The 12,106-nt window shown below is 67.7% G+C and carries 13 protein-coding genes and 1 pseudogene; 9 read left to right on the top strand and 5 right to left on the bottom strand.

Annotation, left to right across the window (positions count from 1 at the left end; genetic code table 11):
* Positions 1 to 12: 12 nt before the first annotated feature.
* From HY058_10065 to ychF, 3 genes and pseudogenes are all read left to right on the top strand, one after another.
* Positions 13 to 762: a 50S ribosomal protein L25/general stress protein Ctc gene (locus HY058_10065; GenBank protein MBI3497634.1), complete on the top strand. Its 750-nt coding sequence runs from the start codon at positions 13 to 15 to the stop codon at positions 760 to 762.
* A 21-nt stretch (positions 763 to 783) separates the two neighbouring features.
* Positions 784 to 1,371, top strand: a pseudogene (locus tag HY058_10060) (aminoacyl-tRNA hydrolase).
* A 237-nt stretch (positions 1,372 to 1,608) separates the two neighbouring features.
* Positions 1,609 to 2,709, top strand: coding sequence for a redox-regulated ATPase YchF (gene ychF / locus HY058_10055; GenBank protein MBI3497633.1), 1,101 nt, complete (start codon positions 1,609 to 1,611; stop codon positions 2,707 to 2,709).
* A gap of 451 nt (positions 2,710 to 3,160) precedes the next feature.
* Here ychF and HY058_10050 read toward each other — a convergent pair whose 3' ends face one another.
* The 5 genes from HY058_10050 to HY058_10030 are packed head-to-tail and all read right to left on the bottom strand — an operon-like array spanning position 3,161 to position 8,082.
* Entirely contained in the window at positions 3,161 to 4,579 is a 1,419-nt protein-coding gene (locus HY058_10050) for a hypothetical protein (GenBank protein ID MBI3497632.1), read from the bottom strand.
* A complete protein-coding gene (locus HY058_10045) occupies positions 4,579 to 5,385 on the bottom strand; it encodes an outer membrane lipoprotein-sorting protein (protein ID MBI3497631.1) in 807 nt (268 codons plus the stop codon). The genes HY058_10050 and HY058_10045 overlap by 1 nt, the downstream gene beginning before the upstream one ends.
* The gene (locus HY058_10040; GenBank protein MBI3497630.1) at positions 5,382 to 6,779 is read right to left on the bottom strand and encodes an ABC transporter permease; all 1,398 of its coding nucleotides are present in this window, start codon (positions 6,777 to 6,779) and stop codon (positions 5,382 to 5,384) included. The genes HY058_10045 and HY058_10040 overlap by 4 nt, the downstream gene beginning before the upstream one ends.
* Positions 6,776 to 7,501 carry an ABC transporter ATP-binding protein gene (locus tag HY058_10035; protein ID MBI3497629.1) on the bottom strand — a complete coding sequence of 242 codons (726 nt, stop codon included), beginning with the start codon at positions 7,499 to 7,501 and terminating at the stop codon, positions 6,776 to 6,778. Before HY058_10035 ends, HY058_10040 begins: the two co-directional genes overlap by 4 nt.
* Entirely contained in the window at positions 7,498 to 8,082 is a 585-nt protein-coding gene (locus HY058_10030; GenBank protein ID MBI3497628.1) for a hypothetical protein, read from the bottom strand. Before HY058_10030 ends, HY058_10035 begins: the two co-directional genes overlap by 4 nt.
* A 190-nt stretch (positions 8,083 to 8,272) precedes the next feature.
* On the opposite strand from HY058_10030, the gene HY058_10025 reads away from it, so the two are divergent.
* From HY058_10025 to HY058_10000, 6 genes are all read left to right on the top strand, one after another.
* Positions 8,273 to 9,037 (top strand): LytTR family transcriptional regulator, encoded by a 765-nt coding sequence (locus HY058_10025; GenBank protein MBI3497627.1) that lies wholly within the window; start codon positions 8,273 to 8,275, stop codon positions 9,035 to 9,037.
* 58 nt (positions 9,038 to 9,095) lie between these two features.
* Positions 9,096 to 9,350 (top strand): type II toxin-antitoxin system VapB family antitoxin, encoded by a 255-nt coding sequence (locus HY058_10020; GenBank protein MBI3497626.1) that lies wholly within the window; start codon positions 9,096 to 9,098, stop codon positions 9,348 to 9,350.
* A gap of 12 nt (positions 9,351 to 9,362) precedes the next feature.
* On the top strand, positions 9,363 to 9,761 hold the full coding sequence (locus HY058_10015; GenBank protein ID MBI3497625.1) for a type II toxin-antitoxin system VapC family toxin: 399 nt from the start codon (positions 9,363 to 9,365) through the stop codon (positions 9,759 to 9,761).
* Positions 9,743 to 10,666, top strand: a complete 924-nt coding sequence (locus tag HY058_10010; GenBank protein MBI3497624.1) for a DMT family transporter — start codon at positions 9,743 to 9,745, stop codon at positions 10,664 to 10,666. Before HY058_10015 ends, HY058_10010 begins: the two co-directional genes overlap by 19 nt.
* 133 nt (positions 10,667 to 10,799) lie before the next feature.
* Positions 10,800 to 11,273: a DUF2938 family protein gene (locus HY058_10005; GenBank protein ID MBI3497623.1), complete on the top strand. Its 474-nt coding sequence runs from the start codon at positions 10,800 to 10,802 to the stop codon at positions 11,271 to 11,273.
* 94 nt (positions 11,274 to 11,367) lie between these two features.
* Positions 11,368 to 12,033 carry a dienelactone hydrolase family protein gene (locus tag HY058_10000; GenBank protein MBI3497622.1) on the top strand — a complete coding sequence of 222 codons (666 nt, stop codon included), beginning with the start codon at positions 11,368 to 11,370 and terminating at the stop codon, positions 12,031 to 12,033.
* The last annotated feature ends 73 nt before the right edge of the window (positions 12,034 to 12,106 follow it).

Here is a 12,106-nt window from a genome sequence, read left to right as displayed (position 1 = left end):
GAGAGAGTTTTCATGGTCGACATTGCAACCATCGCCGCCGAGCGGCGCGACCGGGGCGGCAAGGGGCCCGCCCGGGCGACTCGTCGGACAGGCCGGGTTCCCGGCGTGATCTATGGCGATCGCAAAGACCCCATCCTCGTCAGCCTCGAGGACCGGATGCTGGCGCGCGAGCTGCACCGCGCCGGGTTCTTCAACCGGCTCTACGACGTGAAGCTCGGCGCCGAGACGCTGCGCGTGCTGCCCCGCGAGGTGCAGCTCGATCCGGTGAGCGATCGGCCGATCCATGCTGACTTCCTCAGGGTCGGCGCCAAGACCAGGGTCACCGTCAACGTGCCCGTGGTCTTCGTGAACCAGGACCAATCCCCGGGCCTGAAGCGCGGCGGCGTCATCAACGTGGTGCGCCACGAGATCGAGGTCCGCTGCCTGGCCGAGGAAATACCCACCTCCTTCTCGGTCGACCTGACCGGGCTCGACATCGGCGACTCGGTGCACATCAGCGCCGTCAAGCTGCCGGACCGGGTGGTACCGACCATCACCGGACGCGACTTCACCATCGCCTCGGTCGCCGCGCCGACGGTGCAGGTCGAAGAGACCCCGGCCGCTGCCGCTACCGCGGAGGGTGCCGAAGGCGCCGTGCCGGTGGAAGGAGCGGAGGGTGCCGCACCGGACGAGGGTGCCGCTCCGGCCGAGGGTGCCGCTCCGGCCAAGGGTGCCGCCGCGCCAGCCGAAAGGAAGCCGGCCGAACGCGAGCGGAAGAAGTAGCAAGGAGAGGCACCGGTACCGATGCTGCTGTTCGCCGGCCTCGGCAATCCGCGCCCGGGCGATGCCGGCAACCGGCACAATATCGGCTTCATGGCGCTGGATCGGATCGTGCGCCGCCACGGCTTCGGGCCGTGGCGGGCACGCTTCCGCGGCTATCTGGCCGAAGGCGGCATCGCCGGCGTGAAAATCCTGGCCTTGAAGCCGATGACCTATATGAACCTGTCGGGCGAGGCGATCGGCGAAGCGGCGCATTTCTACAAGCTCGCCCCGAGCCAGGTCGTGGTCTTTCACGACGAGCTCGAGCTCACGCCAGGCAAGGTCAAGGTGAAGCAGGGCGGCGGCAGCGCCGGCCATAACGGGCTGCGCTCGATCGATCAGCTTTTCGACCGCGACTACAAGCGCGTCCGGCTCGGCATCGGCCATCCCGGCGACAAGAACCTGGTGCATCCCTATGTGCTGCGCGATTTCGACAAGGAGGAGCAGCCATGGCTGGAAAAGCTCCTGGACGCGCTCGCCGATGCCGCACCGCTCCTGGTCGCAGGCGATGACAGCGAATTCATGAACCGCTGCCACCTCGCTCTCCACCCGCCGAGACCGAAGCCACCCCGCACTGATGTGCAACGTAGTGATGGTTCGACTTCGGACCGCGACCCCTCACCCTCCCGCGAAGACGCGGGTCCCTCCCTCTCCCGCAGTGCGGGGTCGGGACGGTCGAGGACGGGTCCTCCCGTCCCCGACGCCGCGCCGGAAGGATCCGGCGCGGCCGTCCCCGACGGTGCCGAGCGCAAGCGAGGCGGGTGAGGGTCTTCCGGCAACTCGCTTGCGAGACACTTTCAAAGAGACACCATGGGCTTCAATTGCGGTATCGTCGGCCTGCCGAATGTGGGCAAGTCGACGCTGTTCAACGCGCTGACCGAGACCGCGGCGGCGGCCGCGGCGAACTATCCCTTCTGCACCATCGAGCCCAATATCGGCCGCGTGCCGGTGCCCGATGCCCGCCTTGCGGTCATCGCCGGGCTTGCCAAATCGGCGAAGATCGTCCCGACCACGCTGGAATTCGTCGACATCGCCGGCTTGGTGCGCGGCGCCTCGAAGGGCGAGGGTCTCGGCAACCAGTTCCTGGGGCATATCCGCGCTGTCGATGCCATCGTGCACGTGCTCCGCTGCTTCGAGGATGGCGGCATCACCCATGTCGAGGGCTCGGTCGACCCGATCCGCGATGCCGAGACGGTGGAGACCGAGCTCATGCTGGCCGATCTCGACTCCCTCGAGCGACGGGCCTACGCCGCCACCAAGAAGGTGCGCGGCGGCGACAAGGAGGCGGCCCAGCAATTGGCGCTGATGGAGGCCGCCCTGGCAGCACTCCGCGATGGCAAGCCGGCGCGCACGGTCGCGGTGGCGGCCGCCGACCTCGCGGCCTGGCGGCAGCTGCAGCTCATCACCGCGAAGCCGGTGCTCTATGTCGCCAATGTGAGCGAGGACCATGCCGCCACCGGCAATGCGCTCACCCAACGCGTCGCTGCAAAGGCGGCGGCCGAGGGTGCGGGCAGCGTGATCATCTCGGCGGCGATCGAGGCCGAGGTGGCTGAGCTCGCGACCGCGGCCGAAAAGCAGGAATTCCTCGAGCATCTCGGGCTGAATGAGACGGGGCTGGCGCGGGTCATTCGCGAGGGTTACCGCATCCTCGGCCTCTTGACCTTCTTCACCGCCGGCCCGAAGGAGGCCCATGCCTGGACCGTGACCCAAGGTGCCAAAGCCCCGCAGGCGGCGGGCGCCATCCACACCGACTTCGAGCACGGCTTCATCCGCGCCGAGACGATCTCCTATGCCGACTTCGTCGCCTCAGGCGGCGAGCTGGGCGCCAAGGATGCGGGCAAGATGCGCGTCGAGGGTGCGGACTACCTGGTCCAGGACGGCGACATATTCCTTTTCCGCTTCAATGTTTGAGCGGCCGGATCCGAGCCTGCCCCGCTTCCGTCCGGTTGAGCATAACCTACCGCTCGAATGCGGGCGTCGCATCCCGCGACATGATTTAAGTCGCCATCGCCGGACTTGATCCGGCAATCCAAATCCTCGGCCGAGTCGCGGCACGACGTGGATGTGCGGGTCAAGCACGTGCATGACGAGTTGATAGAAGGAGAAAGCTCGGTCTGCCGGCGATGGCCGCGAGCATATTGCGGAGGTGAAGGCCAGCGTCGACGGCCATCAGAAGACGCGCTCGGCGCTCTCCTCTATGCCGGCACGCAACATCGGATGCAGCCTGTCGCGGGTGATTGGGTCGGTGTCGGCGTTCAGGATCTCCGAGAGCACGCGGGATGCTCAGGCCCAAGCAGCCGCCATCTCAACCGCTTTGCCTCTCATGAATGCTTCGATTTGTAAGCCGACTGTCTCCCCGCCCTCAAAAATACCGCACGAGCTGCAGGATGGCGCTTGCCGCCTGCGGCAGACTGCCGCGCTCGGAGCGCGGGCTGCCGAGATTGGCGCTGACATAGGCGCCGATGGTCCAGGCATTCGTCAGGTAGTAGCTGGCCGATAGCTGCGCCAGGCTGGAGCCGTCGGTGAGGTCGACGAAGGCGAGCGCCGTCAGCTCGAGGCCGCGCCAGAACGCGTCGGGCATGTTGGCGCGGAGAAACATCTGCTGCCGCGTCAGCGGCTGCTGCCGGTCGGCGGCGAAGGCGCGGACGTACCAGAGCTCGCTGGCGACTTGCGGGACGCCTGGGCGGGCACGGCCGATGGCGAACCAGTTGCGCCAGTCGGCATCGGAGAATCCCGCCTGGTGATAGTGGTATTCGAGATTGGTGGTGAAGCCGAGGGCGCTGGCCCAGGACGCGCCGAGCGCGAGATCATTGCGGAACCGCTTGTCGAAGGTGGTCGGCGGCAGCGTCGGTGCGCTGGCCGGCAGCGTTCCGGTGCGCCGGCCATAGGCGAGCGCCTCGGCGATCAGCGGCCGCTCGCTTCCGCCGGCCCATTCGGCATAGGCGATCACGCTCTGCCCCAACTGGCGCGAGAGGTTGAGGCCGGTCTTCATGTCCGCCCCTTCCCGATAGGCGAGGAGCTGCGGGTTGAGACCTGCCAGGTCGTGGCTGGCGCTCAGCAGCAGCCGGTCGGCGGCGTTGGTGCGCTCGAAGCCCGGATCGAAGGCCGACCTCATCGCCGCGAGCGGGCTCGGGGAATAGAGCCCGGGTGCTACCGCGACGCTGAGCGAGCCCGCCTCCCAGATGCCTTGGGCGCGCGCCATCAGCGTGCCGAGCCGATTGCGGCTCTGCGCCGAAGGATCGAGCGAGGCCTGGTCGACCTGGGTCCGCGCCTTGAAGAAATCGGTCGGATTGAATCCGAGCGCGATGCCGTTGCGGAGATTGATGCGGCCGGCTTCGAGATAGACCGTGCCGGCCGGCTCCCAGGTGAGATAGCCCTCGCGGAAATCGTTGCGAGCCGACCGCCGCGCTCCGAGACCGAAGTCGCTCGTCTCGCGCCAGGTCAAGCGGTCGCTGAGGCTTGCGGTCAGACCATCGGCCAGATCCCATTGGTTGCTGCCATCGAAGCTGGTGCGGTTCTGCCAGTCCGGCGGCGCCGGCGGCGGGAAGCCCACGATCGGCCGCCGGAGCAGGGCCAGGACCGCCGCATCCTCGAGATGGAGCCGCAAGCGGCGCTGGCCGAGAGAAGCCGTCGGTGCGACCCCGCCCGCGGGGTCGGCGCGGGACGGATCCTCGATCGCGCCGGGGATGCGCTCGAGGTCGTCGTTCTCCTCGGCATGGGCCGGGCCCGGCGCCGCCGCTGCGAGCGCCAAGGCCAAAAGAGCGCCGGTGAGGCGCCGCATCAGTCGACCTTGAGCCGCGGCAGGAAGTCCCGCTGGAACCAGGTGTCGGGGATATCTTGGAAGCGATAGTCGGTGGAGTTGATGGTGGTCACCAGATTCGCATCGACCGCATCGATGATGATCGTCTCGGTCGGCCTGAGCTGGCCCAGCTGCTCTTGGTATTTGCGGAAATAGGCGATCTTCAGCAACCTGCCGCTGTCGGAATAGAACTTGGCCTTGACCGCGCGATAGGTGCCGCGCTCGACCCAGTACTCCATTCGGCTGTAGATCGCATCGGCAGTCGCCGCGGTCATATCGAGATGCCAGCAAAGGCGGTCCTTGCGGTCGGCGTCCTGCAGGGTCTCCTCGCCGAGGATCACGCCCCGGTAGTCGCGGGCGAGATTGACGGTCAGCACGTCGGCATCCGAGGCCTGGCCGATGAGGCGCTGCTGCGGGGAGATGCGGATGCTGGTTTTCGAGGCAGGGTCATAGAACCAGAGATTGGGCGCATTCAAGAGCGCCATCTTGCCGGTGTCGCGCAACGGCTCGGCATAGCGCGCGAGATTGCTGAACTGCCGCGTCGCCTTGTCCTCGCGCGCGAAGATGACGAGCACCACCCGGTCGCGCGGCTTGCCGCCGACATATTCGATGAGCGTGGAGGTCAGCCGGAAGGCCTTGTCGGGATTGCGCACGAGATCAGCGGCCGCGATGATCTCCTCAGCCGTCGGCGCTGCGGCCGCCGGCTGCGATTTGGCCGGTGCGGCGACGAGCGCCGCCAGCAAGGCGATCGCCAGCGCCGCCGCGAGGCGGGAACCGACGGCGCTCATACATGCCTCAGGGCATCGACCACCGGCAGCCGCGCCGCGCGGTTGGCCGGGATCAGCGCGGCGACGGTGGCGACCGCCACCAGCCCCAGCCACACAGCGAGGTTGAGCGGCGCCACGCCGCTGGTGAGCACGCGGAGCGGCACCGGCAGCGCCTGGCCCGGCGGCGTCCAGGTGAGACCGCCATTGTTGATGAGCCAGGCGAGGAGTGCCGCCAGGATCAACCCGACGCTGGCGCCGATGGCGCCCAGCATCCAGCCCTCGATCAGGAACTGCCGTCGGATCACGCTCCGCCTGACGCCCATGGCGCGTGCCGTGCCGATCTCGTTGGTGCGCTCGATCACCGTCATGCTCATGGTGTTGACCACGGTGAACAGCACGATCACACCCATGATCGCCGCAATGAACGAGAAGATCGCGCCAAAGAGGCCGATCACCTGCTTGTAGAAGGGCAAGAGCTCGGTGAAGTCGCGCACCTCGAGCTCGAGCGCCCGCTCCTTGAACAGGCGCTCGAGACGGACGCGCGCCGCCGCCATGTCTTCGCTGCGATGCAGTTGGAGCACGATGCCGACCGCCTTCGGCTCGCCGCGGCCGTAGAGAAGCCGCTGCGCCAGCTTGAAGTGCATGGCGATGAACGCATCGTCCAGCTCCTTCGCCCCTTGCGGCTCGGCCTTGCTCACCGTCAGGCTCAGCACATTGGGAGCGCCGCCGGCGGTTGCCGCCAGGAGATCCAGGCGCGGCGCCGCATCGGCGTGCTGCGGCGAGATCGTGTCGCGGTCGCGGCGGGCAAGATCCATCAGCTCGGAAGCGGCCGTCTCGCCCGGCTCCTCCGCGGCCCTGGGACGCGGCGGACAATTGGCGAGCTTGAGGGCCTCGCAGAGACCCAACGCGCGCGCGAGCCCGATGCCGACGACGCCCACCGTCTCGTCGTCGTCGCTGAGTCCGGAATCGGCGAGGATGCGGCCGCGGAAGATGCCGTATTCGTCCCACAGCCGCATGCGATCGCGATCGGACGGGACGACGCCGGAGCCGAAGAAGGTCTTGGATGCGTCGATGTCGAAATTGCCGGCGATGCCGAACAGCGTGACCGTCGGCGTCACGACGTTGAGCCAGGGGCGGAGCACCGGATCCTCGGCGATGAGGTCCATGACCCGGCGATAGTCGGCGATGCCGTAGGCAGCGGGGTTTCCGGCGCCGAAATCGAAATAGCCGGCGCGGAAGACCGAAAGATGCCCGGTCCGCTCGACCGTGTTGGTCTGAAATCCCGTGGTCACATTGGCCATGAACTCCCCGAACAGCACCAAGGCGACGGCGCCGACGACGATGGCGGATGCGGTCATGGTCGAGCGGCGTGCGTTGCGGCGAATGTTCCGAAAGGCGATTTTGAAGAGCATCATCGGATCGTTCCCGAGCGGTGCTCGACCAGCGCTCCGTCACGGATGGCGAAGGTGTCCTCGGCATGGGACATGAGCTCAGGGTCGTGGGTGGAGAAGACGAAGCTCACCTTGTGCTCCTCCTGCATCCGGCGCATGACGGCGATGATGGCGGCGCCGGTGTGGCTGTCGAGATTGGCCGTGGGCTCGTCGGCGAGCACCAGCGCCGGCTTCTTGACCAGCGCCCGGGCGATCGCCACGCGCTGCTTCTGTCCGCCGCTCAGCTGGTTGGGACGATGGCGTCGCTGGTCGAGGAGACCGACGGATTCCAGCAGCGCCAGCGTGCGTTGGCGCCGCTCGGCGGCGGCCACGCCCAGGAGCAGCAAGGGATACTCGACGTTCTCGAAGGCCGAGAGCACCGGGAACAGGTTGAAGTTCTGGAAGATGAAGGCGATGTTGCGGGCGCGGAAATCCGTGACCGCGCGGTCGGTCAGCACCCCCACCTCCTCGCCGCAGACCTCGACTTGGCCCGAGGTCGGCCGATCGATGCAGCCGATGAGATTCAAGAGCGTGGTCTTGCCGCTGCCCGACGGCCCGACGATCATCGCGAACCGCCCGCCCGGTATGTCGAGGCTGATGGAATTGACGGCGGCCACGGTGAGCCCGTCTTCGTCATAGGTCTTGCTCACATGGCGGAGCCTGACCACCGGCTGGGCCTCGCTCGACTCCGCAGGGATGCCGGTCATGCGCTGTCTCCGGCCTCGGCGATGCGGTCCTTGGGCTGGTCGGCAACGGGCGCGGAGCGCCGGTAGAGCCGGGCCAGTTGCACCAGCCAGAAAGCGAAGTAGCCGACGCTAGCGCCGGATACGGCGACATCCCAGAGCACCAGACTGCCCCGCCTGCCCGGCAGCGTGGCGGCGGCGACGGCAAGAGCGTATTTGGCAGCGAAGATCGCCAGATTGCGGATGAGCGGGAACCAGCTCCCGGGCAGGCGAACGAGGCCGCCCTCGACCCGCCATCGGCTGGTATCGAGACTGGCGGCCGCCAGCGCCATCCCGGCGGCGGCGGCCCCCAGCCAATCCAGGGCCAGGACCGGGCCGAAGCCCGGTTTCACCAGCACGCCGACGATCCCCCAGCCGATGAAGACGGCAGGCGTGATCAGGAGCCTGAGCGGCCGGGCGACGCGCTCCCGCCTCGCCTGCAGACCGAGATAGATCAACAGCCCGAGCAGCGGATATACCCACAAAGGCGTCCCTTGTAGGATGGCGCCGATCTCGGCCGCTTGTGCCGCCGATGTCGCCAATGCCAGGATTGCGACCCACGCCATGAGCAGCATGACTCCCCTTTCCCATCCCTTCGGCGACCGTCCATCGGGGTCGCCACCGCCGCCGACATACAGCGAAGGGAATGCCGGGACGAGCGCGGATACGCCAATCGTTCTCGAGATTTCGTCAACGGCCGGCGACGGACAGCTCGCGCTTCGCGAACGGACCACGCTCGTCCGCTCGGCGCAGGGGATGGCGGTGCTGCTCGCCATCGGCGCGGCGGTGGCCTGGCTCAGGCCCTATGGCACCCGCGACTTCGAGCTGATCGAGCGGTTCGCCTTCTGGATGCTCGCCATCCCGCTCATCGGCCTGGTGGTCGAGCCGGCCATCCGCTTCGCGGTCCGGCACCGGATCAGCAGCACCTGGCATCCCGCCCTGCAGGCGCTCGCCGGCACGGTGCTGGCGAGCCTGCCCAGCGCCGGCGTGGCGATTCTGCTGCAGGCGGCGTTCGGGCATCCGCCGAAGCTGGCGCCGACCGATCTCCTGGCGCTCTATGGCTCGGTCACCACCATGATCGCGCTCATCAGCGTGCCGCTGACCATCATCAACACGCGGCGCGCCCGCGCCCAGTCCGGGCCGGCGCTCCCGCCGCAACCAGCGATGGAAGCGAGCGAGGCCGGAGCCGGCCCGGGCGCGGACGGCCAGCGGTTCATCCGCCGCATACCGGCAAGGCTGGGCACGGATTTGCTCTCGATCGCCACCGAAGATCACTATCTCAGGATCACCACCGCGCTTGGCAGCGATCTCATCCTCTTCCGCATGTCCGATGCGGTGGCCGAGCTCGACCCTGCCATGGGCCAGCAAGTGCATCGCTCCTACTGGGTGGCAAGGCGGGCGGTGGCCACGGTCGAGCGCAACGGCCACCGCGCCCAGCTGGTGCTCACCAACGGGACGCGCATTCCGGTGAGCCGCACCTATATGCGCCAGCTCCGCCGCGCCGGCTGGCTCGACAGCTGATTGCGCGGCTCGTATGCTTTAGGTAGAATATAGATTATTTTCTACCTAGGTAGATTCCATGGCCCTGAGCATCAAGGACGCGGAGACCGATCGGCTGGCACGGGAGCTGTCTCGACGGACCGGCGAGAGTTTGACCGATGCGGTCGCGACCGCCATCCGCGAGCGGCTGCAGCGTCTCAACGCGCGCAGCCGAGGTCGCTCACTCGCCGACGAGCTCGACGAGATCGCCAAGCGCTGCGGCAGGCTCACGCGCCGGGACCGGCGCAGCTCCGATGAGATCATCGACTATGACGAACATGGCCTGCCTCGCTGACGAGCGCGGGCCATGGTGATCGACACATCGGCTCTCATCGCCATTCTGGGCGACGAGCCCGAGCGGCGGCGCTTCAACGAACTCATCGAAGCCGACCCAAGGCGCCTCGTCTCGGCGGCGACCGTGCTCGAGGCGGCGATCGTTCTGGAAGCGCGCGGCGGCGAGCTGGCCGGCCGGGAATTGGATCTGTTCCTACACCGTGCGCGCGTCGAGGTCGTCGCCGTGGATGTCGAGCAGGTCGAGATCGCACGTTCGGCCCAGCGTCGTTTCGGCCGGGGACGCCATGCCGCTGGTCTCAACTACGGCGACTGCTTCGCCTACGCTCTCGCCAAGGCGAGCGGCGAGCCGCTGCTCTACAAAGGTGATGACTTCACCCGCACCGATGTCACCGCTTGTCCCCGGCAAACGTGAGCCCCGCCTCGATCGCCGCATCCGCGCCTGAGCGGGATATCCGCGCCTTCGCCGCGGCGATCCTGGCCGTCGTTCTCTTCGCCGCCAGCCCGATCGCAACCAAGATCGCGGTCACCCTTTTCGATCCGGTGCTGGCGGCCTTGCTCCGGGGCGTGCTGGCGGCGGCGGCGGCGCTGCCGCTGGTCCTGGGATTGCGCCTGGGATTGCCCAAGCAGCGGATGCAGCTCGGGCTCCTCGGGCTCTCCGGCCTCTCCGGCTTCGTGCTCTTCCCCTTGTTCTTCGCCATCGGCACCCACTTCACCTCGGCCTCCCACAGCGCCCTCATCCTGGCGGCGCTGCCGCTGTTCACCGGACTCTTTGCCGCGCTGTTCGACCTGAGGCGGCCGGCGCCGATCTGGTGGACCGGCTGCGCCGTGGCGCTCGCCGGCGAGATCTATCTCGTGTTCTCGCGCAGCGGCGTCAGCGACGAGGGCGCCGGCCTCATGGGCGACAGCATCGTCTTCGGCGCGGCGATCGTCGCCTCGCTCGGCTATGTCTCAGGCGGCCGGCTTGCCGCCGCCGGCTACTCCTCCTGGGCCACCACCTTCTGGGGGGTGATCATCGGTGGCGCGCTGCAAGCGCCCTTCGTGCCCGCTTTCGCGTCCGGCCCCTCCTGGCAGGACGCGGGATGGCTCGGCTGGGCGAGCGTCCTCTATCTCGCCATCGGCATCTCGATCCTGGGCTATGTCGCCTGGTATTGGGCCCTCGGCCGCGGTGGCGTCGCCCGCATCGGCGTCCTCCAGTTCCTGCAGCCGCCCTTGGGCGTGGCGCTCGCGGTGCTGGTCCTGGGCGAACCCTTGACCGTACCGATCGTGGCCTCCGCCGCGGCCATCCTCATCGGCGTGTTCGTGGCGCGGCGGCGGTGAGGGTGCGAATGCTACTCTGCTTTCGTCACCCGCGGACTCGATCCGCGGGTCCATCTTCCAGCCGCACGATGGATCGCCGGGTCAAGCCCGGCGATGACTCAAGAAAATTGTGCGTCGTCCGATCGGGGGAACAATGAACATCGTGGAGATCGTCGCTTCGGGCATCATGGGCACCGTGTTTCTGGATCTTTGGCAGCAGGGGCTGCGCCTGGCGACCGGCTTGCCCGCGGGCAATTGGGGCTTGGTCGGACGCTGGTTCGGCCATGCGGCCAGGGGCACGTTCTTCCACGAACCGATCGCCAAGGCCGAACCGGTCAATAACGAGATCGTGATCGGCTGGGTCGGCCACTACGCCGTGGGCGTTCTCTACGGGCTCGTCTATGTCGTGCTCATCCGCACCGTGCTGGGCCTCGAGCCCAGTCTCGCCAACGGGCTCGTCTTCGGCGTCGCCAGCGTGGTCGTGCCTTGGTTTTACTTCATGCCGGCGATGGGTGCCGGCGTGCTCGGAAACAAGACCGCCGCACCGCTCATCGCCTGCCTGCAGTCGCTCGCCTCCCATACCGCCTGCGGCTTGGGTCTGGCGGTGGGCAGCCTCATGGTCGCTTGAGCGGCTCGGAGCCGGGCGGCGCTTTACAGCCGGGTCCTGTCCTCGGCTATGATTTCCAAGAGCCCTCCCCTCCCCGTCAATCCAGAGAGATCCCATGTCCGAGACCATCACGCTGACCGCTTCCGACGGTTTCAAGCTTGGCTGCTACATCGCCCGTCCCCAAGGCAAGCCCAAGGCCGGGCTGGTGGTGATCCAGGAGATCTTCGGGGTCAACAACCACATGCGCGGCGTCGCCGACGGCTTCGCCAAGGACGGATACCTCGCGGTGACGCCGGCCATCTTCGACCGGGTGAAGCCGGGCATCGAGCTCGGCTACGGGCCCGACGACGTCGCCAAGGGCCGCGACATCCGCGGCGCCACCGACCTCGACAAGGTCATGCTCGACCTCGCCGCCGCGGTGAAGCAGGCAAAGCCCGCCGGCAAGGTCGGCGTCGTCGGCTATTGCTGGGGCGGCACGCTGGCCTTCCTCGGCGGCCAGCGCCTCGGCGTCGATGCGGCGGTCGGCTATTACGGCGGCGGCATGGTCCCGTTCGCCGATGCCAAGACCACCGCACCCACCATGCTGCATTTCGGCGAAAAGGACACCGGCATTCCCTTGAGCGACGTGGAGATCGTGCGCAAGAAACGGCCGGAGGTGGAGATCCATCTCTACCCCGCCGGCCACGGCTTCAACTGCGACGAACGCGGCAGCTACGACGCGAGCGCGACGAAGCTCGCGCGCGAGCGCACCATCGCCTTCTTCAAGAAGCATCTGGGCTGAGCACGGATACATTAGAGCAGGTCCGTGCCGCTCGCGAATGCCCCCACCCCGTCGGTCTGAACGGAACGAGGAA

The sequence above is a fragment of the Pseudomonadota bacterium genome, assembly GCA_016195085.1.
Classification (GTDB): Bacteria; Pseudomonadota; Alphaproteobacteria; order SHVZ01; family SHVZ01; genus JACQAG01.
This window is presented reverse-complemented; position numbering and strand designations above follow the sequence as displayed.